Raw genomic sequence first — 25,602 nt, forward strand, 5'->3', positions numbered from 1 at the left:
AACAAACATTGTCACGGCTGGGCCTGTGAAGTAACACAATTAACCTACATCTTCCAATCAAAGGGTGTTGGGAGAACGAGAATAAACTGCATTTATAATCAGAAGAATGTTCATTTAAGGGTGCAGGCTCAAAGTTAGCAAAAAGTATTTACTCTTACTTTTTATAAATTTCATGTTTGTATTCAAAGGCCAGCCCTGCCGCCCCATTGCTCGAAAACTGGTGCATGTAGTCAATACTCTGCTCGTTCTCAAAAAGCTCGTACCTGATCTCCCAATGCCGGTCTTCCTTGTAATCGTTGTTTTCGTACCCATTATAAAGCTCAACTTTTATAGTGTTCCGGCCTTTGGCCAGGTGCGGCGCCAAATCCACGTCAAGGCTAAGGTCTGGGTTGCCGTCAAACACTTTGCTGGTGAATAGTAGGGAGTCATTTAAGTATACCTTCACCTGGTTGTCTGCCTTATAAAACCGTATAAAATGACCCTTTGCCGCCTGCGGTGGTTGTGAGAAAACGAGCTGAGAGATCAGGCAGAAAAAGACAAAAGAAAATATTTTCATAATTCAAATTTATGAAAACATACAAGCATACGAAGTGCCAAACTATTTTGGCGCTGGCAAAAAAGGAGTTCTTAGCGCTATCTTATTAATTGTTAATGCGATACCTGAGGTTTATTAATGCCTGGAAATTTCTATCGCTGATGCCGTCAACAAAATAGCGGTGGTAGTGTTTTGCATACTGTAGCTGGGCTTCAACTGTGAACTGGTCAAACAGCCGGTAGTATTTGGCCGAGTAAGCAAATTCAAACTCCGATGGGTATTTCAAGGCCCCGGCATACTCTCTGAGAATGTAGTCATCATTGAACCTTATTGCCTGTGCCGTGAGGCCGAACATGCTCTTGGGGGTGAAATACTGCGCCTGGAGCACATTCGTATTTGAGCCGGGGCCTATGCCTGCACCAATGATTTGGCCGTTTTGGGTATAGCCATGAGCGATGGAGTAGTGCACATAATAGGTAGGCGACGAGAATATGCTGACAATCTGGAGCTGGTTGGCGCTGAGTTTGGTGTTTTCGTAGTGGAGCTTAACGGTATTTCCGTTGCTGAGTTCAAAAGCCTCGGTGATACCAAGCACAAAGGCGGATGAGCGATCAGGGTTGCGGCCAAATTCCTTAAAGTTTCCCGGAAAGTCATTTCTCGCATACTCGGTGTAGATCTCCAGCCCCAGTTCCGGACGATTCCAGCGGATGGTCGCAGATGCCATTTGGTCGTATTCATCGTTGGTGATGATGCCGTTTAACGGGGTGTCGTATTGCCTTGAAGTATGCGCAAAAGCTGCAAAAACATCTTTCGCTCCCATGCTGCTTCTTTCCCAAAGCCGGTACATGACCCGATGGAGCCCCAGGTTCAATCCCTTAACGAAGCTTGGCGCATAGCCGCCGGTGAAGCCGGTGATGTAACGGTGGTTATTGTTGGGATTGCTGTCATAATAATCGGATTCCTTCAGCATGCCCCAGAAAGCTTTGCCCTCCAGTCGTCCGATTTTTGTATCTACAGGCCTGTTGAAACCAAGGTTGAATCGTGGTATGCCCGCCGCCTGCTGACTCATTAGAATGGGGTTGAAGGTGGCTGGCCCCCAAACTTCATTTTGGGTAGTGAAACCCGCTGCAATGCCCCGGTAAACGTATTTGACCTCAGACTGCCCCGGATCAATCTTGAAAAGGCTTTCGTCTCCATACCGTTCCACCTGGTCCAGCCTTTCGTAGAAAGGGTACGAATATTGACTTTTGTTGTAAATAGGTTGCGGGATATCGATGGCAGCGTTCTGACTATAATGCACAATGGGCGACAAGGTGTAGCTAAAGTACCCATTTTCGCCGGTAGGAAGTTTGCCCATCACACCGGTAGTAAACCATGAATTAAGCCCTTTTCCATTCCAAACAACGCCGTCGTTGTAGCTTCGGGGTGCGGTAGAATTGAATAAAGTGCCGAAAGAGGGATCGACCACAGAAAATTTGTCCGAACTGGTTGAAGGTACCAGGTAGTTATTCCATGGGTTCCAGGTAAGGGAGCTGTCAGGAGCGAAGTCTGTAATAATGGAAGGAAAGGTACCGATGGCCTCCTTGTCGAAATCATTTTTTAAGAGGAGTAGCCTATGGTACTCAAAATCCAGCGTGCCTGGCTGGAGTACCTGACCAAAAAGGCTGGAGGAAAATAGAATGAAAAGTGAAAAGAGGCAGGTTTTTCCTTTATTCATGTGTCGTTTAGCTTAAGGTATAGCTTGGTAAAATGCAGGGTTACTTAGGTGTAATTTGTTTGGTTACTGGACTTTTTTGGCAATTTTTTTGACAACCATGGTTCCTGAATATGTTCTCAAACGTAGCAATTTATAAGCAATAATGAGCGTTTAAAATTTATGAAATTCACCTTATTTTTTTAAGGTAATCTCTTTTGACAGAGCAAATGAATTCTCCGGTTTCTCAGCTATTGTTGCCATTTTTCAAAAATGAATACAAGATGCAAAGTACAGCCTTTGAGTTGGAATAAGTGACCCTTTTTTTGTCGTTTTTGTACCGCTGCGGCGAAATTTGTGCCTTTTCTGGGGCATCGTTTGTATGCCTGATTTCTAATTGGATGAAGAACCTGGTGAGTTTCTGGCTGCCGGTTTTTTTGAGAAAAGGAAATTTTCTTGCCTACTTTGCTGCCTTGCTGCTGAGCGACAAGCGGCGTGTAGAACGAAAAGCCACTTAGTGAAACTAATCTACTCTTTACTTCTGACAAGCTGGAAAAAGCTGTTTTTTGCCATGCTGATGAGCATTGTGGCCGGAGGGTTGTATGCTTTGTCGATCAAGTTTCTTCACGAAATCATTACCAGCGATTCCGGGTTGATGCTGGTGTTTTATAAGCTCAATATCTGCATCATCGCATCCACTGCCATGTCTGTGTTCGCCGGACATTACCTCACCAAAGTGTATGAGGGCCAGGTATCTGACCTCCGTCTTTCCATATCAAAGAAAATCCTGAAGGCCGATTTTTTTCATGTGGAGCAGAACTCTCTTCAAATAATGCCTGTGCTGAATAACGACATCAATACCATTGGTGCGTTCATAAAAACGGTGCCTGATTTTTTTGTTTCAATTTCAAAAGTGGTGGCCTGTGTGGCTTATATGTTCTGGCTCTCATGGCAGCTTACGGCCTATGTGATGAGCATTTACGCCCTGGTGTTTCTGGTTTCGATGATTGTTTTTCCAAGGGTACATAAGCAGGAGAGGATGATCAGAGAGCTGAAGAATGACATTTTCGAGCATATCAATGGCCTGGTGAGAGGGCTCAAGGAACTGTCGCTCAATAAAAAGCACAAGTCTATTTACGTGCAGGATATTATGGGTCCCACGAGCCGCAAACACAGCGACAGTTTGACGATTCTTGGGACGCTGCACATATTCGTGACCAAGATTGGAGAGCTTATCGTCATTGTTTCGCTTTCGGTGCTGCTGATTAAGTACAACGACATTGTGGTGGTGGACAGCGGCTTGCTGTTAGAGTTTTTGACGGTGGTTATGTTCGTTTTGCCGGCACTGATTATTACGACGACTTTTCTTAATAACATAAAAAAGGTGGAGGTTGCCCTCAATGCGATCGGCAAGCTGGGAATTGAGTATCAGCCAGACAGTGAGGCAAAGCAGCAGCCGGTGAGCCCGATCGGGTCTCAACCGGAGCCATTGATTGTTCTTGAAGATGTGGGGTTTGAATATGGTTCGGAAAGGGAAGCAAATGGGTTTCATATCGGGCCGTTTAATCTGACGATCAACCGTGGGGAAATAGTTTATCTCAGTGGGGGGAACGGTAGCGGTAAAACAACACTGGGTAAGCTGATTGTGGGACTTTATCGACCAAGCTCTGGGAAGATTTTATTTCAGGGGCAGGAAATAGACGAACGCAAAAATGAAGACTATCGCAACCAATTCGCAGCGCTGTTCCCCGACTCTCATGTGTTCAGAGGGCTGCAGTACATTGACGATGCATATCTGCAAACGCATGGGGAGCGACTTATCAAGATGCTCAATATTGAAGAGATTGTAAATATCAAGGATAAATCGCTGTCTACCATACGGGTGTCATCGGGGCAGCAGGGCAGATTGTCACTGTTGAGGTCGCTACTGGAAGACAAAGGAATTTACCTGTTCGATGAGTGGGCGGCTAACCAGGATCCGCTTTTTAAACTGAAATTTTACGGTTCAATTATCCCGGATTTGAAGAAAGAAGGAAAGACTGTTATTGTGATTACCCACGATGAGTCCTATTTCCATATGGCCGATAGAATTATCAAGCTTGAAGATGGTCATGTGGTCAGACAGCACTCCGGCAAATAGGCGTTTGGCTAACTCACATCTCTGAGATCGAAGCATTCAGGGCATGGTTTTTTCAGCCCAAAGAGAAACGACCGGTAGGGGAATATGTTTCTGGTGTAGGGAAATTCCGATGGATAAAGTTTGTATTTGATGTTGTCCGTTTGGATCAAATCGTCCATACTGGACCCAAAGGCCAAAAATGTGCAGGTCGGATTATTTTCGAACCAAACGGGGCTGACGATTTTAGCCAGCATCCCACACATCATCATCACTACTGTGCCGTCTTCAAACCTTTGTTCAGCAAGTTCTTCGTAAAGCTCGTAGGAGTTCCTGAAGGGAACCCTCATGATGCGGGGCTCGTCCACTTCCAGTCCCAGCTTTTTGAGTACTGCCAGGTCCTGAAACTCGTTAAGGACAAAGAACAGCTTCCTGCCTCTCAATGCTCCCAGGATAGCTGGAAGCAGCGAGAGGTTATGGTGGATGGTCATCGCCGGCACAGTGAATTCGTCGGCTTGTCTGAGCTCCAGAGCCAGTGTTTTCAGCTCAGGATAGCAGGTGCCGCATGGAACTCCCACAAAGTAATTGTGCCTTTTGACTTTCAGGGCTGTCATCAGTCGCTCAGCCAGCACTGTAGAGTATATCTGCTGTTTTCTGCCGTACCATTTCGCTTCATTGTCTTTGTTAAGGTACTTTCTGATAAAAGTGATTTCTCCATCATTGAGATGAGAAAAACAGAAAGGCACTTTCTTTTCCAGGAGATCTCTCAAACGTGACGCACTTTCGTGGTAGCCGGGGCCATAATTCTTGCTGTATCTGAAAATCTGCGGCTGCGTCGACCTGCCTTTGTTGTACCGGTTGATCTGCAACAGGGTCACCAGCGATTGCAGGTAGGCCGCAAATGAAACAACAGCAGCCAGCGGCTTAAGAAGGCTCGTGGTATTGAATGTGTATTTGCCCTTTAATTGTTGCAGTCGCCTGCGAAAGTGTTCTCTCGATGCCGGGATGTGAACCACCAGTGGATGGGTACCTGTGGCGGTGTTGTGTAATTGATCCTTTTTCCAAACCAGGTCCCGGAAGATGGTTTGCTGCGATGCCAGACCAAATGTCTTGAGCAGCTTCCGCTCGTATTGGAAGAAGAGGAAGCTGTGCCTCTTTGACAGGAGGGGCCAGCTAACAGCGGTGGCTCGCCCACCTGTGCAGGCAAAGAGCTGTTGTTGACCGTCAATGGCGATAGTGTAGGCTGGGTTAAATAGCTGAGAGCTACAGTCTGCATAGAATCGGCTAAATAGCGACTGGTCTGACCGTATTTGTGTCAAAGCTTGCTCGTCGGCAAAGTCGATTCCGTACAAAGCCTGTATGTCGCTCAGCATTTGACGAAGGTGCTTCAATTTGCCCATGAAGGAGCCGGAATTCAGATAGTCGTAGTAAGTGGCGCCACGGGGGTAAAATTTCCAGTAGAAGTATTTGAGGATACGATCTCTGAAATAGAAATTGGCTTCGGCTGAAAATAAAACATCAGTATTGAGCTGGGAAAACAGCTCCAAAATATCAGACTCACCACCGATCAGATCAACATCAAAAGCGTCGACAACAAGCACGTGATCATCGTCGTCAGCGTCTGTTGAAAGAAAGAAGTTATTGAGAAGACTTAGTTTAATAGCATTAGTACTCCATTCCTCACCAATTCCCAGAATTTCCAGGGGCAGGGTGAGCTTTGCACACGAATTCTTCAGGGTGTTTACCCTTTCGTCAACCGTGTTTGCAAAAGTCACAACTTTTAAACTCATCTTTATGAACTGTTTTGCGAGCAAAGTAAATGAACTTTGAGACATTTATCGTCCATAGATACTGATCAAATCAGTCACCCTGCAATGAGTGTCGTTTCTGGACATTGTCGGAAGCCAGATGATACTTATTCTCCATCCTTTGTTCGCCCAACGTCTTATACTAAAGCAAATTTCAAGCAAAACAGCGTTTTCGTAAGATGATGGCTACTCTGAGTGAGGTTTTGAGGTATTTAAGAGTGAACACTCTTTGGAGCTCCAGCTTGCGCATAAGGTCGACCGTTTCGGCGAAGCGAAGTGAAGAACAGCCAATTTATATTTCTCTTTCTACCACACCTGAGCGCATCGCTAAAATCGGCCCTGCCATAGCGTCCGTAATGGACCAGACCTTGATGCCTGACAAGATATTCCTTTGCATCGCCAAAAAAAGCAAGAAAGGGCAGGCTTATAGAATTCCAGCCTTTTTATCGGGCAACCCCTTGGTGGAAATAAGTTGGGTAGAAAAAGACCTCGGGCCCGCCACCAAATGGTTTTATACCTGCAACGCTGATCATATCGCCAAAGGCAGCAACATCATCGTGCTGGACGATGATCAGGTGTATCCGAAGCAACTGGTGGAACACTATCTGCATTGCAGAAGGCAGTTTCCCGGAGCGGCTTTCACATTGCTGGGCTGGCCAGTGCCAACTACCGGGCGGCACACCGACAGGAAGTGTGTGAGTGCAGGGAAAGTTAGAATTCTGGGCGCCGACAATAGGATTGAAGTGACTGAGAGCTCCCGGCAGGTGCATTGCATGCAGGGGGCCTCCAGCTACATGATTACAAAGGGGATGCTTAAACCCACGGCCGATTACTTCGAGAAATATGAGGCAGCCAATTTTGCCGACGACATCCTGATCAGCGGGCTTTTGGCAGCCAGCCATGTGCCTGTGTATGTGCTGCCAGGCCCATTTCAGTTTATTCGGCTTCATTCTTTACGGATGATGAGGGCAGCTAGCTTGTACAATAACACCAATCGGAGTAGCGATTACAACGATCAGCTTTACATGCTTTTCGAAAAAAACTGGCCCGCTGTTTAGTAAATGTACGGGCTCAGCCGGTTTGATCGGTTGACAACAATCCTTAGCCCAAGGCAGCCAACCACCCGGGCAAATTTAAAGATATGCGTGAGGCTTGTTCGGTAGGTTTTTAGGTGGCTCCATCCATTAATCTTCCCAGCTGCTTTTATGTTTTTCACAAGGTGCCTCTCCCTGATAAAGTCCTTTCTCAACACCTCCATTGCGTATAGAAACAAGCGATCCCGTATGGATTGTTGAGACACCTCCGGATATACGACGCTTGCATGCTTTGCCTTGTTTTCTGCTTCCGTTACAATTTTCGACACCCACTCGGGATTTGATTTCTTGTCTTGCTTGTTGTCCCACTTGATTTCTAGCTGGATGTCGAGGTGTCGCATTAGCCGTTTCCATTCGTTAGGCCCGTCCTCGATGCTGATATGAATAAACCTGGGGTCATCCTTGAAAAAGTGTAGTACTCTTTTTCTGTAAATGAGCCAGTCAATCAATATTTGGCGGTAGACTGTTTTGCCCATGATCAATCTCGAAAGACGAACGATCGCTTTGTCATCCGACATGTGCCGCTCGTCGATATGACTGAACCAGTTAAACATGCTGAGAATCCAGCGGGATGGCTCCCGATCCAGCAGAACTATTTTTGCATCGGGAAACCAGGTGGTGAGGTGATGGAAATTGTGTAGGCTGCCATCGAGAAAGTAGTCAAACTTCGAAAAAAAGGCTTCGTTTGGCTCGGTTAGGTGAGAGTACACCCCGAAGTGAGGCGTATGGGTAACCCGAAGACCTTTTTCCTTCAAGGCATTGGTGATGCTGGTGGTGCCCATTTTTGAGGAGCCGATGAAGAATACTTTCATAGACTGTCAGGTGCCGGTTTGTGGAAAAGCTCGAAATAGGCTTGTGCCATGCTGTCCCATGTGAACATTTCCTTCTCGGTATTACTTTTGAACAACTGACCAAGGCTTTTGAGCGCTTCTTTGTCGGCCAGCAGTTTGTCAACTGTCTTGCTCCATGCTTCTCCATCGCCGGACGGCAGCAGCAAGCCATTGAAGTTGTCTTTTACTGCCGATGGAATGCCGTCTACTCTTGCTGCCAGGCAAACCAGCCCACTGATGGCCGCTTCCAGAGCTACGAGCCCAAACCCCTCGTAGTCACCGTCAACATGCAAGTTGGGCATCACAAACAAATCGGCATGCAAAAGCAGCTGATCAAGTTCAGCTTGGGGTAATTTTCCTGTAAATAACACTTTGTCTCTATAGGTCGGCTCTATCATAAGCTGGTCGAGTTCAAGGGCTTCCAGGCCAAAGCCAAAAAGGTGAGCGAGTTTCCTAAAGACAGATGCCGGAAGTAGTTTTGAAAACCACAATATGAGCTTAATGTTCTTTTCTCTGGGCCCAGCAATTACATAAAAGACTGGTGTTTGGGTTTGCGTCAGCACATTTTTTATGAACCAAACAAAGCCCTTCCGTTTAATAGGCCGGCCAATAGATACGATCAAAGATTTGCCGCTGAGATCCGTTTCACATCTTTCTTTGAACTGTGAGTAGATGGCTTCATTTTTTTGTGGGCTTGGCAGCGGCTCAAATCCATTGGGGATATAGTGCGCCCTGGCTGAGGGGATGCCTGCCTTGATGCATTCAAGCCTCGTCTCGTCACTCACGGCAATGACCCAGGCAAATTTTGATAGGTATTTTCGCAGCCAAAACTGGTATAAGGTCGACTTGAAGATGACATCGAGGCCATGGACTGTGGCAGCCATTTTTTTTCGGGTGAGCCAAAGCAGGGGGGTTAAAAACAGTGCCATGAGGCCGTCGTTGGCATGAATGACGGCTATGCGGGGGTTGCTCCAAACCTTGAATAAGCACCACGGAACAACCGAGATGAAAAATAGTGCTTTAGGGTATTTTCCACTAAAGATAATTTTGTGGACTATTGTACATGATTGCAGGTTTTTGATCAACTCATAGCTTTGCTTTTGCATGCCGCCAATGGATGGAGGATATTTGTGCGTAACAACAAGAACTTCGGAATCGCTTCGGCCTGCCAGCATGTGAGGTTTGTGGAAATATGAGCAAAGTTAAGATTGTATTTTTTATTGATGTACTCAAAAAGGATTTTGATGGAGTGTCTAACACCACCAACCAAATTGCCTATCGCCTGCCGAGGGACCTATTTGACGCCATCTTTATCACTCCTCTGCCGCCGGAAGACCCGGAGTTTCCCTTTCCTGTGTACAAGTGCCCATCGATAGACCTACCGCTTTATAAGCAATATAAATTGGCGCTACCCAAGCGAATGAAGGGACTGGAAGCTAAACTCGACGATTTCGCCCCTGATATTGTGCATTGGAGTACCCCATCGGCACTGGGCTGGTATGCTGTTAACTATGCAAAAAAACGCAAGATTCCTGTGGCAACTATATATCACACGCACTTTACTTCCTATGTAGAATACTTCTTAAGGTTTGTACCTGGTATCGATAAGATTTCACCTCCGATAGCCCGGCGGCTGCTTTCGTTATACAAAGATTGCTCACTGGTGTTGGCGCCCACCGAAAGCATGAGTGACTACCTGAAAGTATTGAGAGTAAACGCTGCCAATATAAGAGTTTGGGGCAGGGGGGTAAACCAGCACTTGTTTTCGCCTGCTTTCAGAGACGATGCTTTTTTCTCCCCATACGGCGTCATCAGCGAAAAGAAAATTCTTTTTGTCAGCCGACTGGTTAGTTACAAATCCACTGACAGCCTGATTGAGCTCTATAAGTTGCTTGGCAAAGGCCACAAGCTGATTATCACTGGCGATGGCCCTGATATGGAAAGACTTCAAAGTAAGATGCCAAAAGCGGTGTTTACCGGAAAACTCACCGGTGAAGCGCTTTCCAGGGTATTTGCATCGGCCGATGTGTTCGTGTTTCCGTCGGTTACGGAAACGTTTGGTAACGTGATTCTTGAGGCGATGGCTTCCGGGCTTCCGGTGGTGGCGGCCAGGGCTGGTGGCCCGGCAGATATTATTGAAGATGGCATTACCGGTTTTTTGGCCGAACCAGGCAACACCAAAGAAATGTATGACCGGATAAAAGCATTGCTGGCGGATGATGAACTGCATGCAAGAATCCGGGAAAAGGCGATTTACTATGCCAGCCAGCAAAACTGGGACGTGTTGTGTCAGCGGTTGTTCGATTACTACAAAGATTTAGCGACAATCACCTCATGAGTCTGACCTTTAAGATACTTCAGCTAGCTACGCCAAACATCGATTCTTACGCTGGTTATAGTATTGCCTCTGTGCGGGGCTATGCAAAAAAACATGGTTATCAGCACTTGGTGCAACGCAGCCGGTTGGTTGACGATATGCATATCAACTGGACAAAAATTGCACTGTTGCAAAACGGCCTGGCCGAAAAAGACGTCGATTACGTGGTGCTGTTAGATGCGGATGTTGTCCTCACAACTACCGCCCTGCCCCTGGAAGATTTTGTGAAGATGGGGAATGAAACAACCCACATACTGATGCCTGGCGACACGCCTTTGCTGGGAGGTAAAAGGCCTAACGCAGGGATGATCATTGTTAAAAACAGTCCCGAGGGGAGAGGCATTATTGACTATTGGCTGCATGCAGCCCGCCACGAAGGCAAGCACCTGGCAGATACCCACCCGAGAAATCAGCTGGTGTACTGGAATTTCGTGATGCCCAGATTCAAACCCCTTCAGTTTATTATTCCCAGGTCATTTGCCAGGAAGTATTACCCTGTTTACGATTACCTGCGACAGCGTGGAGGGTTTTTGTGGCACGTGACCCAAACCAACGAGGGGGTAAGAGAAAAGTATATGAAGAGGCTTTACGAGCAACATAGTCCCGAAATGGGCGACTTTCAAACCACTTTAGAACTACTGAAAGGAGCAACCGAAGGGTTGGTTAAGCTGGTTGGGTAACTAATAGTACTTTTAGGCGCAGTTGAAAAATTCATTGCTTAGCTTTAGGAAACGTTAATCGAAGTTTCATTGGAGAAGATTGCCGGTTTGAAAAACACTCAATCATTTTACTGGGAGGAAACCAGAGAGCCACACTTTCAGCGAAGGAAGCAAATCATGAACGAGGTGCCCGAAGTGAAGAAACTTTTTGGGATCGATCCTCTCTTGAAATATAAAGCCATCTTCGTGCTGTTGTTGCAGTTGGCCATTCCCGTGTTTTTTCTACCCGAAAATCCATACCTGTTTGCCTTGTTGGTTGTTGTTGTCGGTGCCACACTTAGTCAGGTGCTTTTTTTGGCTATTCACGAAATCACCCATGACCTGGCGTTTAAAAACCCGGCGCTCAACAATGTTTTGGCCATCATCGTCAACTTTCCTATTGTGTTTCCCTTCAGCATGGCCTTCAAGGTGTATCATGCCAAGCACCACTGGCACCAGGGCAAGGAAGGAGTTGACACCGATCTACCGACGGAAGGGGAGGCGCTTCTGTTTAAGGGCTTTTTCGGTAAGCTGATCTGGCTGGTGAATCAAATTCTTTTTTATGCTGTCAGGCCTCTTATGGTACATCCGATTAAACCTGATAAGTGGCAAGTCATTAACCTGATTGCTCAACTGGTGTTCGTGGTGGTGTTTTACCAACTGGCAGGTATTGCCGGTTTTGTTTATCTCATTGCCTCGTTGTTTGTAGCCGGCGGGCTTCACCCCATAGCCGGCCATTTTATTGCAGAGCACTATGTTTTCAAGGAAGGTCAGGAAACCTATTCGTACTACGGTTTCCTGAACAAGATTACTTTCAATGTAGGCTTTCATAACGAGCACCACGACTTCCCTAACATTCCCGGTAGTCGGCTGCCAAAGTTGAAGAAACTTGCCCCCAACCATTACGACCACCTCTATTCGCACACCTCATGGTCAAAGGTGCTTTGGCGTTTTGTGTCTGAAGAATCGATGACGCTTTACGCAAGGGTGAAGCGCAATAGCTAGTTGCTTTTCACGAAACTAAGGGCCGCTTCAATGAATTTGTCCTTCTCTGAAACGAATGGCTCATGCCAGGAGTCGTCGAACACGGTCCAGTCGACCGTAGTTCCTGTAAGCAGCGCTTCTGTCTCGTAGCCCACTTCAATAGGCACCACGCCGTCTTTTTTGCCCCAAAGAAACTTAACTGGCAAAGTGATTTTTGAAAGCTCGTCTGTCTTATCGAAAGTGAAAAGCACCTTTTCGCTGTAGTCTTTATAAGCCTTTCCATGGGCAAACTGTGACATCGCTGTGTTGGGTGAAAACAGCACGTAGTTCAACACAAACTTCTTGTTTTCGTAAAGAGACAAAGGGTTTCCGTTCAACTCAAGCATTTTGCGGTAGTAGTCCACCCAAACATCGTTCACAGTTGTGGCGTTGACGGGGTGGGTTTCAGCGAATTCTAATGTTTTATTGTCTTCCTGGGCAGCAGCTTCTCTAACCACCCATTCTCTCATAATTTCCATCCAGTGCAGGTTGCTAAAAGTACCGTTCACGACTAACAGCCCATCCACCATTTTCTGATTCTCGCCCGTGGTCAAAAACTGCCAGGCCAGCTCCACGCCGAAGCTGTGCGCCATGATGTAGATTTTCTTACCGGGATACTGTTGCCGGAGCAAACTCACTGCGAAGAATGCATCTTCGCCAAACTGCTCATAGGTGAGCGACGCAGGATCGGCATTGCCGGCGGAGGAGCCTGCAATGCGCTGATCCCAGTAGGCCACAGCTATTTCGCTTTCCATCCCCTTCAGGTAATAGCGGTAGCACATGGCACAATCACCAGGGCCACCGTGGAAAAAAATGACAATCTTGTCAGCATCGAGGTTGCCCCGTACCCAAATGGGCATGTCGGCTCCCTCGTTGCGGAGATAGAAGGTGTCTTTAACGTCAGTCGTATCGTCGCTACAGGCAAAAAGCGCCGAGCAAATCATAAGTATGAGTATCTTTTTCATTTTCTAACAGTGAGGGGTTTGCTGATGCCCGCTTCAAAGGCAATGCGAGTAAGGGAGGATTTGTTGTAGGGGACTTGTTTGAGTATGTGGAAGCGACAGAACCAGGCGAGCTTGGTCTGCTTCTGTACAGAGAGATCTTTTCCAAAGCCAACAAAGAGTGACGGTATAAAGGCTGTCCTTCCCGCAAGGTGCTTTCTTTCCAGTGTGCCTTCTTCCGACACTTCAAAAGTTTGGCCTTCGTAAAACGACCTGAAAAGCCCCGGACTAATGCCTGTTTCAAACAAGCTGCCTTTCTGGTTGACTGTTTTGTAAGAAACCTCCGGCATCACTATCACGCCAATGTGGTTGCCGGTATGGCGATATATGGCCAGCCCGGGTGAGAAAACCAAAGCACTATTTCTGGTTTTCTCCCTTCTGTTCGTTTTCTCCCAGGAATACAGCGGAAGGGAATAGGCCCCCTTTACACCATAATGAGTAAATGTTTCGCCGAAATACGAGAGCTTTACTTCCTGAGCCCGAGCGGAAGAAAAAAATAAGAGGGCTACAGGCAAAAAAATGATTTTATGCATTGTAGTTGAGTTTTTGACTCAGATCAATACGGCGAATCTGCTGTAAGGGTACAGGGGATAAGTAGAATTTTCAGTGAAGCAGGGGGATTTGGGGCTGATGTATGGAAATAATGGCGTGAGATAATGAACTGTCAGGCACCTGGGTCAATTGGCACCAATCCACTTTTTAAACTCTGCGGCCTTGAGTTGGCTGACTGCCAAAGATGCATCGGCCGCAGGATCAAGCTCTATGAGCAGTTTTCCGTTGGCTTCATTTACGAACGACCTGCACGACTTGCGATGAAGGATGAGCTGCCGGTTGGCCCTGAAATAATCAGTCTCGCTCAGGAACACGGATATCTCATCCAGCGTGTAGTTGACCGATAGCCGGGTGTTGTTGAAGGTGGTGATGTAAACAACGGAGTTTTTGATGAACACATTGGCAATATCCTGCAGGTCAATCGGGACATTTTTTCTTCCAATCATTCCTACAATAGACTTTTTCGATTCAAAAGAAGTGTTGCCTGCCGCCTGCGTTTTTGTTTTGCGGTAGAAGTAGTAAATAAGATAGTAGAGGTTGAATTGGGTGATGACAATTATTGTGAAGGGGAACTCGTAAGCGGGGAAAGAGGTGGCAGAGAGAGGTACCTGGTATTGTGCATAGAAATAGATCGCCACAATGAAAATGCAGGCGACAGATGGAAGCGCAATGCCAAAAAAGACCTGAGTGAGAATACGTCGAAGGGGCTTTTCGAACCAATCAAATTTTTGCTGAAGGAGTACTGTAACCATTCTGACATAGAGCCACAATGTGGACGTAAGCGTAAACACAAAAAGGGTGTCCGGCGCAAATGAGCTGTCCTGAAAAAGCTCGAACCAATCCTTTTCTGCTCCAATAGAAATGAACAGTTGAGAGACAAAAAGACTTACACCTAAAATATTCCAAACGTCGTGGCGAAGCGGGAGTATGTAGAGTGGTGTCATAGCAAGCAAAAATCGAACAAAAATCGCAACTTTAGAAAAATGTTAGTCAGGCCAGACCTGCGGTGCTTTATAGACTATCTTCCATTGAAGAATGCAAGTGTATTGTTTGCGCTCATTGGGAACGATTCACCTGATTACGATGGTTGTGTTGTGCAGTAAGTGCCGTCGCTTTTAGTATAAAGAAAAAAGACCGGGAGCATTGCTTTAGAAAAATAATAGTGTTGATGGATATAACTACAGAAAAACTTACCACGCTGTTTCCTGAAATGGAATCAGGCCTAAAAGAAGCCATATTGAGTGAAGGGCATGTGAAAAATGTTAAAGAAGGAGAATTACTCGTTAGCTCAGGCCAGTATATAAAGTCGGCAATGCTGGTGGTAGACGGCCTGGTGAAGGTGTCGAGAGAAGATGATGACGGTAAGGAGTTTCTCATGTACTATCTTGAGCCGGGGTCAGCTTGTGCGCTTTCACTCTTATGTGCCGCCCGAAGTGAAAAGAGTGCCATATCAGCCAAGGCTGTTTCCGATGTCACTATTATTACGGTTCCTTTTGTTTTGACCGAAACATGGCAAACCAGGTACAGAACATGGCACGAGTTTGTGGTAGCAACGTACAGAAAGCGATTTGAAGAGCTGCTCATTACTCTCGACAGCGTGGCATTCAAATCAATGGATGAACGCCTTGTTTTTTATTTGAAACGTCAGATGAAAGTGTCAGGAAAATTGCTGGCCATCTCACATCAGGAGATTGCCAATGACCTGAGCACTGCCAGAGAGGTGGTGTCGAGGTTGTTGAAAAAACTGGAGCAGTCGGGCGCCATTGTATTGAGCCGAAACCATATTGAAATCATTAACCTCGACAAAATTTTTGACTAGTTTTGCCAGAGTGATTATTGTCACTGAAGTCGGTCTTCCGCTGGTATACCTTTGATGAAGGAAATTGAAAAATAAACAACAATGATAGTAGAACAGATATACACAGGATGTTTGGCGCAGGGTGCCTACTACATAGAAAGTGAAGGCGAAGCGGTTGTTATAGACCCATTGAGAGAAGTAGCACCTTATGTGGAGAAGGCCAAAAGAAGAGGAGCCAAAATTAAGTATGTGCTGGAAACCCATTTTCACGCTGACTTTGTTTCTGGTCACCTGGATCTCTCTAGAATAACAGGGGCGCCCATTGTTTTTGGACCGAATGCCAAGCCTAACTTTGAGGCGCATATTGCCAAAGACGGCGAAGAGTTGAAAATTGGTAAGGTAACACTTAAGGTGCTTCACACGCCCGGCCACACCATGGAGAGCACCACATATTTACTGATTGATGAAGAGGGTAAAGAAAATGCTGTCTTCTCCGGCGACACGCTGTTCATTGGCGATGTGGGAAGGCCTGATTTGGCTGCCAAGTCGCACCTGAGCGTGGAAGACCTGGCGGGGCATCTTTTTGACTCGCTGCGAAGTAAGATTATGACATTGCCCGATGACGTCATCGTGTACCCCGGACATGGAGCAGGCTCAGCTTGCGGAAAAAACATGAGCAAGGAAACCACCGATACGCTTGGCCATCAAAAAGAAACCAACTATGCCCTGAGAGCCAATATGACAAGGGATGAGTTCATCAAAGAAGTAACAGACGGATTGGCGCCTCCACCGGTGTACTTTCCGGAAAACGTGATGATGAATAAGATGGGATACGAAAGTGTGGACAAAGTACTGAGTCGTGGACTTCAAAAGCTTTCTGCTGAAGGCTTCGAAGCAGCAGCCAACGAAACGGAGGCGTTGGTGCTTGACACCCGTGACCCAAATGTTTTCTCAAAAGGATTCATTCCTAACTCTATCAATATAGGTATCGACGGTAGCTTTGCTCCCTGGGTAGGTGCATTGATCCTGGATATTAAGCAGCCGATATTGATTGTTGCGGAACCTGGCCGGGAAGAAGAGGTAGTAACGAGGCTGGCAAGAGTAGGATACGACAATACGATCGGTTATCTGGAAGGCGGTTTTGCTACATGGCAGCAAGCCGGAAAGGAAATTGATATCATTGATAATGTGTCGGCCGCTGATTTTTCAACTAAGTACAGTAAAGAGAAGTTGGAAGTGATCGATGTGCGCAAGCCGAGTGAATTTGCCGCTGAGCACGTGGAAGATGCTAAAAACCTGGCGCTGGATTTCATCAATGACCATATGGCCGACTTTGACAAAGAAAAGCCATTGTACCTTTACTGTGCTGGCGGGTATCGCTCAATGATTGCAAGCTCGATTTTGAAGGCCAGAGGTTGGGACAATGTCATCAATATTGAGGGAGGTTGGAAGGCAATAGAACAAACCAGTGTGCCGAGAACAGACTACGTTTGCCCTACCACGTTACAGAAGTAGGAGAGGTGTTAAAAGCAAAGTTATGAGGCTCTCTCAAAAGCCCAGATCAGGTGTCAGGTTGAGCTCGTCGAAACCTTGTTGTTAAACGTTCTCAAGCATTTCGACAGGCTCAATGTGACATTTTCTTCTTAATTAGGCTTTTGAGACGCCCTCGTTGCTTTTTTTAGCTCTTCAAGGATACCTAGTCTAGCTCGTGCTTCGTGTTGATAGAGAATTTATATCTATCACCCCTGTATAGCGACCTTTCAATCTCAACAATTTTTCCGTCTTCGGAGAAGATAGCTCCATCAAGCATAAAGGCTGCCAGCGGCACTGTGTTCTCGAAGTAATTCTGTGGATCACCGGGAGACAGAATGACTGCCCCCATTGTTCTGTGAGCATTGCCCAGTTTAAGTTTATACTGATCTTCGTAAATGGCAATCAGCGGGTCTTTAAGCTCAATAAGGTGAATTTTTGGACAGGCAACCAGGGAAATGTATCTGGTCTCATCTTTCATTAGCGTATCATCGGCATATCTCAGGCGGTGGACCTTCAACACCGGGCCGTCGATCTTCATATGTCTGTTATCGATTTTAGATGACAGGCCACTCTCAAGGATTGTCTTTTCAAGAATAATATCTTTTGGCTTGAACCCCTCTTTGATCAGGTTGCCGTCGAAGCTGTTCTTCATGGCATCGAACGAACCAAGCACTCTGGTTACGTGCCTGTCTTCTGTTTTATTTAACACATAAGTACCTCTTCCTTTTATTCTGGTAGCCCATCCCTGTAATTCTACTTCGTGCAAACTCTTGCGGGCCGTAGTATTGCTCACGTTGTGCTCTTTGATTAATTCATTCTCTGAAGGCACCTTATCGCCAGGTAAAAGCTCGCCTGACTCTATTTTTTGAATGATTTCTTTGCTGATTAAAATGTACTTGGGGACTGGCCTTTTCATTACGCTAAGTTTGGCGGACAGCTAATTTGAAATTTTTTTTTGTCATATTAAAATTTACTTACTACATTAGGTTCTTTAACTTAGTGCGTTAAGGCACCCTATGAAAACTACAACAAAGTATTGGTGGGTCGTATTCCTGCTACTAATAGCTACGTCTTTAAGCTTCCTTGACAGGCAGGTGCTGTCCATTGTCATTATTAAAATAAAGGAAGATTTATTTATATCCGATGTCGAGTACGGATTCATCAACTCGGGTTTTCTGGCAAGCTATGCCATTATGTTTACCCTCGGCGGTGTACTTATAGATAAATACGGTAGCCGACTGGGTCTGGCCGTTTCGGTCGGGTTTTGGTCTTTTGCCACCGTACTGCACAGTTTTGCTGGCAGTGTATTCCAATTTGCTACCTTCCGGTTTTTGCTGGGCATAGGAGAGGGAGGATGTTTCCCTGGTGCGGTTAGGGCGGTTATTGAATGGGTGCCTAAAACAAAACATTCCCTTGCGAACGGCATTGCCATCGGTGGATCTGCGCTTGGTGCTGTTATTGCTCCACCACTGTGTGCATACTTTTTAGGGTTTTGGGACTGGCGCTACATATTCATAATGACTGGCGCTTTCGGGTTTGTTTGGTTAGTAGCCTGGCTTATCATTACAAAAAAGAATGAACTGGCAGAGGCCCCGTCAAAAAGTGAGGTAGCTGAAAATAGAAGCTTCAGCTTCATTAAAGTGCTCAAATCCAGGGAGGCATTGATTTTCATGGCTATGCGCTTTGTGCTTGACCCCATTCTCTATTTCTACATGTTTTGGATTCCCAAGTACCTGAACGAAAGTCACGGCCTTGCTGTAGACAAGATCGGCCAGTTGCTGTGGATTCCTTTTTTAGCGTTGGGCGTTGCGAATGTGACTGGCGGATGGGTATCGGACTTCATCTTTCAAAAGACGGCAAAAGAAGCATTTTCACGCCAGGTCGTCATGGGCTTTGCCGCCCTTATGACGCTGCCAGTAGCAGCCATAGGGCTTTTGAATTCCTATGTAGTTATCTTGGTGTTGGTTGGGCTGGCTTTCTTTGCCCATGGATTATGGATCACCAATTACATTACTTCGATTGGGGATGTGTTTGGTAAAACGGCTTCATCCACAGTTGTGGGGCTGTCAGGGAGTGCCGGCGCTTTGTCCTCACTGGTACTTAATCCTGTGATCGGACTTATTATTTCTACATACTCTTACGACTCAGTATGGATTTATTGCGGGCTTATGTATCCCGTTGTATTTATAGGTTATATGATTTTCACAGCAAAGAAAAAGTCAGCGGCTTTTACTGCCGCATAATTTTTTTTTCAATTTTTAAATAGTGCGTTAAGTTAAAGTTATTAAGCGTTAAGAATTTTAAGACATTATTATGACAAGAATAGGGGTTTTCGGAGTAGGCTATGATAAATACTGGTCTCAGTTTGACGGACTGCTTGATGAATTGATGAGAAAGCAAGAAGTATTTATTGACAAAATAAAGTCTACGGAAGTCGAGGTGGTGGATTTAGGCTTGGTTGATAACCCGGAAAAAGCCTATTGTATGGTTGATAAGATAGGCCAGGCAAATTTGGATCTGATCTTCTGTGATATGCTGACCTATGCCACTTCGGGGACTTTCGGGATAATTATCAAGACCATTAATATTCCAATTGTGCTTGTGGCACTACAGCCATTGAAAGCGCTCGACTATTCAAAAGCATCCACCTATATGCAGTTGGTGAACGACGACATTTGTTCATTACCGGAGTTTGCAGGTGTGGCGGTTAGGATGGGGAAGAAGGTACCCGACATGATTATTGGTACTTTATTCGACGACCCTGAAGTGGATGCTGAGATTGAGGAGTATTGTCGGATTGCGAAGGTGTTGCACGACCTGAAAAGGGCCCATTTGGGACACATCGGTCATCCTATCAACGCCATGCTGGACATGCATTCTGATGCGACCATGCTGACGTCTTTTTTTGGTAGTCACATCGTGCAATGTGAGGCCAACCAACTAATGAAAAGCTACGATGAGGTAACTGAAAAAGAGATTGTTGCTTGCGAAAAGCAAATCCTTGATTTCTTCGACACACCAGATCCTGTTTCGGATCCTATTTCAATGAAGCTCAAGCCTGAAGACCTAAGGATTGCCGCAAAGGTTTGTGTGGCACTGGAAAAATTTGTGGTGTCAAATAAGCTTGACGGTCTGGCTTACTATTATGACGGGCCAGATGATAGTGAGCTTAGGAAGGTCTTTTCTAATCTGATCGTTGGAAATTCTTTACTAACTGCTAAGCACATTCCCATGTGTGGCGAGTCGGATTTAAAAACACTCATTGCCCTTCTGATTTTCGATCGGCTGTCGATTGGCGGGAGCTTCGCAGAGTTTCATCCGGTCGATTTTAAAGAAGGGTTTGTGCTGGTAGGTCACGACGGGCCACACAACATTTCTATTGCCGACGGGAAGCCCGTTTTGAGGAGCCTGAAGAAGTACCACGGCAAGCCGGGTCACGGTGCGGGGGTGGAGTTCAAAATCAAAGAGGGGCCCATTACCATGCTGTCGATCAACTCGACCTATGATGGAAAATTCAAATTCATCATAGCAGAGGGTCAGTCAGTGTCCGGCCCGATCCCTCCAACAGGCAATACAAACACCCGGGGATTCTTTGAACCTGATGTGAAAACGTTTTTAACGAGATGGATCAAGGAAGGCCCAACGCATCACTTTGCGCTGGGTGTTGGTCACCACGCATCAACGCTACAGAAGATAGCAAATTACTTAAACATTGAATCGCAAGTTATCGCCAGCGATAAATAATAAAAGTTAAATAAACACATACTTATGACTATGAAAAACTACTTAGAGAATCTGGTTTTGATTAAGAAAGGGGTTTGTGAAAGGTACCTTTGCATGTTTGTTTTCGCACTGGCACTTCTCGCAGGATTTCCAACGCTTGCTCAAAATCAAAATGGTGCTTCCGGCGCTGGCAAAGTGTCGGGAGTTGTTGTTGGCTCCGATGGGATGGCCATTCCGGGAGTGAGCATTCTTGTAAAAGGTACCAGCTCAGGTACTATCTCCGACGCAGAGGGTAAATACACAGTGAATGTTGATGATTCAAATGCTGTATTACTTTTCTCGTTTATTGGATACCAATCTCAGGAGGTTTCGGTAGGCTCACGGAGAGTGATTGACGTGACCATGGAAGACGACTTCAAGGTACTTGGAGAAGTTGTGGTGACAGGTTACGGAACGCAAAAGAAACAGGATATTACCGGCTCTATTGCTCGGGTAGATGGCAAGGATATGATGCTACCATCCACGTCCAGCTTTGATCAGATGATCCAGGGAAGAGTGTCCGGTGTACAAATTTCGCAAACGTCGGGAGCTCCCGGAGGAAACGTCAACGTATTGATACGTGGTGTAAGCTCTATTACGGGAGGAAATCAGCCGCTTTATGTTGTTGATGGTTACCCGATATCTACTGGTGGAAGCTCTGATTTCTCTTCTTACGGTGGCGGTACTTATTCGTCAGCTGGTATAGCTAATAACACGCAAAGCAGGATCAACCCGCTTGCGTCAATAAATCCGGCGGATATTGAATCGATAGAAGTGCTGAAGGATGCTTCTGCAACTGCTATTTATGGCTCCAGAGGTGCTAATGGTGTTGTGATTATTACCACAAAAAGAGGAGCAGTAGGCAAGCCTACCATCAGCTTCGATATGTCTTACGGCCTGCAGCAGGTAGCCAACAAGCTGGATATGATGAATTCTGCACAGTACGCTGAATTTGTTGCTGATGGCCGGGACAATGCAAGAGTTTACGTTGGCGGTCAGGCGACTGACCCAAACGAAGTAAGGGCTGGCGCTCATTTTGTACGGCCTGAGTTTAGAAATCCATCATCCATCACGACTAATACCGATTGGCAGGATGTGATTTACAGAACTGCCCCCGTAGCCAACTATCAGTTATCAGCAACCGGCGGGTCAAACAATGTTAACTATTTCATCTCTGGCGGCTACTACGATCAAAAGGGAGTGGTTGAAACCTCAGATTACAAGAGGTTTAACCTCCGCTCAAATGTTGACGTCAATCTGACGGAGAGAGTCAAAGTTGGAACTTCGCTTTCAGGCTCTCACGGCTTCGGCAACTTCCCTAACACGGAAGGGCACTACGGAACTGGTGGCGTGATATCTCAGGCACTGGCTGCCGGACCAACGATACCAGTTTATGATACTGACGGCAACCCTTACAACCGCCAGGCCGACGTAACCGATGGATTGGGATGGCTTCAGAATCCATTGAACCTTCTTGCAGGCTTTTCAGACAACAGAAAGGTGACGGATATATACAGCAATAATTTTATTGAGGTGACAATAGCCGACGGTCTTACTTTCAAAACTACAGCAGGTATCCAGTACAGTACCAACGATGCCAAAATCTGGAGGTCATCACTTATTCCAAACTTCACCTCGCTCAACTATCCTTCCAATGCTGGTGCAACCAAAACGGAAACGATGAACTGGTTGAACGAAAATACATTGAATTACAAGCATATTTTCAACCAGAAACACAGCCTCGACGTGTTGGTAGGTTTTACGGAGCAGAAGGAAAGCTGGGACAGGTTGTCTGTTGGTGCCTCTGATTTCCCGACTGATAATGTAACCTTTGTTTCGGGAGGCATTGTCAACGCCGGAACTCATGTCATTTCTGAGTGGTCAATGGTTTCTCTTCTGTCGAGGGTGAATTACTCTTACGACGGCAAATACTTGTTTACAGGAACTGTTCGTAGAGACGGTAGTTCTCGCTTTGGCGCTAATAACAAATGGGGTACGTTTCCATCACTTTCTGTTGGTTACGTGATTTCCGAAGAGGACTTTATGCAATCGGTTAACTTCATCAGCAGCTTGAAGGTGAGAATGAGTTATGGACTTTCCGGAAATAACCAGATTGGAAACTACTCGCACATCGGACTTCTTTCCACTTCAAGGTATGTTCAAAACAACAGCCTGGTGGCAGGATTGGTGCCAAGCAGTCTGTCAAACACCGACCTTACCTGGGAGAAATCGAAGCAAACAAACTTCGGCGTCGACCTGAGCATGTTTGATGACCGTGTTTCGGTAACCGCCGAGTTTTACAAAAACCTTAAAACAGATCTGTTGTTGGGAGTTCAGTTGCCAGCCGCTTCAGGGTTTACTTCCTCGACACAGAATATTGGTGATATCGAGAACAAGGGTATAGAGTTGTCAATTCAAACTGTAAACATCAAGCAAAGCAAATTTGAGTGGAGAACGGGTGTTACGTTCAGTAAAAATAGAAACAACGTATTGAGATTGGCGACAGAAGGTGGCCGGATTACCAATTCATCGTATCAGATTACACAGGAAGGTTATCCGATTGCCAGCTTCTTTATGCAAAATGCCATCGGTGTGTATAAAACTAACGAAGAAGTGACTGGCACACCCGTTATTCACCCCAATGTTCAGGCTGGTGATTTGATTTTCGAGGACGTGGACGGCAACGGCACCATTAACTCGAATGACAGAAAGATTGTCGGCGATCCATGGCCTGATTTTGTATGGGGATTGACCAACAACTTTACTTATGGAAACTGGGGGCTTGGTATCACTCTCAACGGTTCTCAGGGAGCTGAAACCTTTTTCCAGGCGGGAACTATCATCCTAAATAACGCAGGCGTTCAAAATCAGCTCGCCCTTGGCGACAAGAGGTGGAAGTCTGAAAGCGACCCTGGCGACGGATATCAGGGCAGAGCCATCAGGAATAACTATGCAAACGGCTTTGGCACATCGTCTCACTTCTTGTTTGACGCCTCATACCTCAGGATCAAGAATGTAAATCTTTCTTACAGGTTACCAAAAGCAGCCATTTCAAAGCTGGCCCTGTCGAACGCTTCGTTTTACCTGAATGTAAGCAACCTGTACACTTTCACAGATTACCCGGGCTATGATCCTGAATCAAGTACTGCCGGTAACAATGTTGTCAATTCAGGGGTCGACTATCTCACGTATCCGCTTGCTCGCACTTATACCCTTGGTGTAAACGTGACATTCTAAATGCCGGAGAACAACCCTTTAAAAAAAGAATCATGAAAAAGACAATAGCAATATTTACTGTACTTATTCTCTCTCTGAGTTCTTGCAACGATTTTCTGGAACTAGAACCCGAATACGTTGTGAGCGAGACTGGATTTTATAAAACAGCTAAGGACTTCGACACAGCCTTAACTGGCGCATACTCTGGCCTTCAAGACCTGCACAACTTGTCGTTGTTGTACATCACCGAGCTTACTACAGACAATGCGGAAATACAATGGAGTTCCCCTACGACGGCTGAATCGGAGTGCGACGAGATGAACATGACACTCGCCAATTCGTTTGTAGGAGATGTTTGGAGCGATAGCTTCACCGCTATTTCAAGAGCCAACACCATTCTGTCAAAACTGGACGGTGTTGACATCAGTGAAGAACTGAAATCTCAATACAGAGGTGAGGCTCTTTTTCTGAGAGCTTACAATTACTTCAATTTGGTAAGGCTGTTTGGAGACCTTCCCTTGATCACCGTTTCGTTCAAAAGCCCTAAAGAGATAGCGGATTTTGACATGGGCAGAAAGCCGGCGAGTGAGATCTATAACTTGATTGTATCTGACTTAACTGCTTCGGCAGGTTTTCTGAAAGACGTTTCGGGGCTGAGCAAGTCGAGGGCTTCTGAGGGTGCTGCTTCAACGCTCCTTGGCAAAGTTTACCTTACCATAGGAGAACATCAGTTGGCCGCTTCCGTGCTCGAAGACGTGATGGGCATGGGGTATACGCTTGAGGACGACTATGCCGCTCTGTTCTCGCCAGGAAATGACGAGCTTGGAGAGTCTATTTTCGAGGTGAAGTACATGTCAGGCAATGTGGGTGAGGGTAACAGGTTTTCATCTGTGTTTTTCCCAGCCCTTTTCAACCTGGGCATGTTTCCCGGCAATATGCAGGGCAACGGCCGAATTAACCCAACTTCAGATGTAGTCAGTGCTTACGAGACGGGAGATGCCAGAAGACCGGTGTCTATCGCCGACTCTGTGAGACTACTGGACGGTACTTATGGAGATTACCTTGCAGGATTGAAGTTCGTCGACTTTACTACCGGGATACTTGGCGATGGAGGTGTAAACTACACGTCGCTGCGCTATGCCGATGTACTGTTGATGTATGCTGAGGCACTTAACGAGCTTTCAAGAACTGACGATGCTCACGAGTATCTCAATATGGTGAGAGCAAGAGCCGACCTTGATGCTTTGGCAGGCCTTTCGAAAGCCGACTTTTCTCTGGCTCTGGAGAGAGAGAGAAGGGTTGAGTTCTTTAATGAAGGACATAGATGGTTTGATCTTTTGCGCACAGGCAGGTTACAGACAGTAATGAATGCCCATTTTGCAGCAAAGGGACAAAGTTTTACAGTTGAAAATTATGAGATGTTGATGCCAATTCCACAAAGAGAATTGGACATTGATGTGAATCTTGCCCAAAATGATGGGTATTAGCAAAGTAGGTAGGTAGGGTGAAGTCGTTCCAAAGACCTATGATGAGCTTAGCTTCCTTTTTGCGAGGCAAAAGTCTCAT

General features: G+C 46.1%; 20 protein-coding genes. 11 read left to right on the plus strand and 9 right to left on the minus strand.

Features of this window, described 5'->3' with window-relative positions; genetic code table 11:
• Positions 1–154: 154 nt before the first annotated feature.
• Positions 155–556 carry a hypothetical protein gene (locus RT717_RS08000; RefSeq protein WP_317491213.1) on the minus strand — a complete coding sequence of 134 codons (402 nt, stop codon included), beginning with the start codon at positions 554–556 and terminating at the stop codon, positions 155–157.
• Positions 557–641: 85 nt separating this feature from the next.
• Positions 642–2,252: a capsule assembly Wzi family protein gene (locus RT717_RS08005; RefSeq protein WP_317491214.1), complete on the minus strand. Its 1,611-nt coding sequence runs from the start codon at positions 2,250–2,252 to the stop codon at positions 642–644.
• Positions 2,253–2,745: 493 nt separating this feature from the next.
• Here RT717_RS08005 and RT717_RS08010 point away from each other — a divergent pair, with 493 nt between their 5' ends.
• Positions 2,746–4,368 carry a cyclic peptide export ABC transporter gene (locus RT717_RS08010; RefSeq protein ID WP_317491215.1) on the plus strand — a complete coding sequence of 541 codons (1,623 nt, stop codon included), beginning with the start codon at positions 2,746–2,748 and terminating at the stop codon, positions 4,366–4,368.
• Between the two features lie 8 nt (positions 4,369–4,376).
• On the opposite strand, the gene RT717_RS08015 is transcribed toward RT717_RS08010, so the two are convergent.
• Positions 4,377–6,134, minus strand: a complete 1,758-nt coding sequence (locus RT717_RS08015) for a glycosyltransferase domain-containing protein (RefSeq protein ID WP_317491216.1) — start codon at positions 6,132–6,134, stop codon at positions 4,377–4,379.
• Positions 6,135–6,331: 197 nt separating this feature from the next.
• Here RT717_RS08015 and RT717_RS08020 point away from each other — a divergent pair, with 197 nt between their 5' ends.
• Positions 6,332–7,210 carry a hypothetical protein gene (locus RT717_RS08020; RefSeq protein WP_317491217.1) on the plus strand — a complete coding sequence of 293 codons (879 nt, stop codon included), beginning with the start codon at positions 6,332–6,334 and terminating at the stop codon, positions 7,208–7,210.
• On the opposite strand, the gene RT717_RS08025 is transcribed toward RT717_RS08020, so the two are convergent.
• Positions 7,207–8,058 (minus strand): sulfotransferase, encoded by an 852-nt coding sequence (locus RT717_RS08025; RefSeq protein ID WP_317491218.1) that lies wholly within the window; start codon positions 8,056–8,058, stop codon positions 7,207–7,209. The two genes, RT717_RS08020 and RT717_RS08025, sit on opposite strands and share 4 nt — an antisense overlap.
• Positions 8,055–9,251 (minus strand): glycosyltransferase family 4 protein, encoded by a 1,197-nt coding sequence (locus tag RT717_RS08030; RefSeq protein ID WP_317491219.1) that lies wholly within the window; start codon positions 9,249–9,251, stop codon positions 8,055–8,057. The genes RT717_RS08025 and RT717_RS08030 overlap by 4 nt, the downstream gene beginning before the upstream one ends.
• Before the next feature lie 17 nt (positions 9,252–9,268).
• Here RT717_RS08030 and RT717_RS08035 point away from each other — a divergent pair, with 17 nt between their 5' ends.
• The 3 genes from RT717_RS08035 to RT717_RS08045 all read left to right on the plus strand — a co-directional run bounded on the left by RT717_RS08035 (position 9,269) and on the right by RT717_RS08045 (position 12,156).
• Positions 9,269–10,414 carry a glycosyltransferase family 4 protein gene (locus tag RT717_RS08035; RefSeq protein ID WP_317491220.1) on the plus strand — a complete coding sequence of 382 codons (1,146 nt, stop codon included), beginning with the start codon at positions 9,269–9,271 and terminating at the stop codon, positions 10,412–10,414.
• Positions 10,411–11,133 carry a glycosyltransferase family protein gene (locus RT717_RS08040; RefSeq protein WP_317491221.1) on the plus strand — a complete coding sequence of 241 codons (723 nt, stop codon included), beginning with the start codon at positions 10,411–10,413 and terminating at the stop codon, positions 11,131–11,133. The genes RT717_RS08035 and RT717_RS08040 overlap by 4 nt, the downstream gene beginning before the upstream one ends.
• Positions 11,134–11,202: 69 nt before the next feature.
• Positions 11,203–12,156, plus strand: coding sequence for a fatty acid desaturase (locus tag RT717_RS08045; RefSeq protein WP_317491222.1), 954 nt, complete (start codon positions 11,203–11,205; stop codon positions 12,154–12,156).
• Here the strand turns inward: RT717_RS08045 and RT717_RS08050 are convergent.
• The 3 genes from RT717_RS08050 to RT717_RS08060 all read right to left on the minus strand — a co-directional run bounded on the left by RT717_RS08050 (position 12,153) and on the right by RT717_RS08060 (position 14,671).
• Positions 12,153–13,139, minus strand: a complete 987-nt coding sequence (locus RT717_RS08050) for an alpha/beta fold hydrolase (RefSeq protein ID WP_317491223.1) — start codon at positions 13,137–13,139, stop codon at positions 12,153–12,155. The two genes, RT717_RS08045 and RT717_RS08050, sit on opposite strands and share 4 nt — an antisense overlap.
• Positions 13,136–13,708 (minus strand): hypothetical protein, encoded by a 573-nt coding sequence (locus tag RT717_RS08055; protein ID WP_317491224.1) that lies wholly within the window; start codon positions 13,706–13,708, stop codon positions 13,136–13,138. The genes RT717_RS08050 and RT717_RS08055 overlap by 4 nt, the downstream gene beginning before the upstream one ends.
• Positions 13,709–13,852: 144 nt before the next feature.
• Positions 13,853–14,671 carry a LytTR family transcriptional regulator DNA-binding domain-containing protein gene (locus RT717_RS08060; protein ID WP_317491225.1) on the minus strand — a complete coding sequence of 273 codons (819 nt, stop codon included), beginning with the start codon at positions 14,669–14,671 and terminating at the stop codon, positions 13,853–13,855.
• 224 nt (positions 14,672–14,895) lie between these two features.
• On the opposite strand from RT717_RS08060, the gene RT717_RS08065 reads away from it, so the two are divergent.
• Entirely contained in the window at positions 14,896–15,546 is a 651-nt protein-coding gene (locus RT717_RS08065; RefSeq protein WP_317491226.1) for a Crp/Fnr family transcriptional regulator, read from the plus strand.
• Positions 15,547–15,627: 81 nt separating this feature from the next.
• Entirely contained in the window at positions 15,628–17,040 is a 1,413-nt protein-coding gene (locus RT717_RS08070; protein ID WP_317491227.1) for an MBL fold metallo-hydrolase, read from the plus strand.
• A gap of 181 nt (positions 17,041–17,221) precedes the next feature.
• Here the strand turns inward: RT717_RS08070 and RT717_RS08075 are convergent, their stop codons facing one another.
• The gene (locus RT717_RS08075; protein ID WP_152000291.1) at positions 17,222–17,974 is read right to left on the minus strand and encodes a GntR family transcriptional regulator; all 753 of its coding nucleotides are present in this window, start codon (positions 17,972–17,974) and stop codon (positions 17,222–17,224) included.
• A gap of 100 nt (positions 17,975–18,074) precedes the next feature.
• Here RT717_RS08075 and RT717_RS08080 point away from each other — a divergent pair, with 100 nt between their 5' ends.
• From RT717_RS08080 to RT717_RS08095, 4 genes are all read left to right on the plus strand, one after another.
• A complete protein-coding gene (locus tag RT717_RS08080; protein WP_317491228.1) occupies positions 18,075–19,301 on the plus strand; it encodes an MFS transporter in 1,227 nt (408 codons plus the stop codon).
• A gap of 70 nt (positions 19,302–19,371) precedes the next feature.
• Positions 19,372–20,802 (plus strand): L-fucose/L-arabinose isomerase family protein, encoded by a 1,431-nt coding sequence (locus RT717_RS08085; RefSeq protein WP_152000293.1) that lies wholly within the window; start codon positions 19,372–19,374, stop codon positions 20,800–20,802.
• A 30-nt stretch (positions 20,803–20,832) separates the two neighbouring features.
• Positions 20,833–24,057 carry a SusC/RagA family TonB-linked outer membrane protein gene (locus RT717_RS08090; RefSeq protein WP_317491229.1) on the plus strand — a complete coding sequence of 1,075 codons (3,225 nt, stop codon included), beginning with the start codon at positions 20,833–20,835 and terminating at the stop codon, positions 24,055–24,057.
• A 32-nt stretch (positions 24,058–24,089) separates the two neighbouring features.
• The gene (locus tag RT717_RS08095; RefSeq protein WP_317491230.1) at positions 24,090–25,523 is read left to right on the plus strand and encodes a RagB/SusD family nutrient uptake outer membrane protein; all 1,434 of its coding nucleotides are present in this window, start codon (positions 24,090–24,092) and stop codon (positions 25,521–25,523) included.
• Positions 25,524–25,602: the final 79 nt, after the last annotated feature.

This window comes from Imperialibacter roseus (assembly GCF_032999765.1).
In the GTDB taxonomy this organism is placed as follows: Bacteria; Bacteroidota; Bacteroidia; order Cytophagales; family Cyclobacteriaceae; genus Imperialibacter; species Imperialibacter roseus.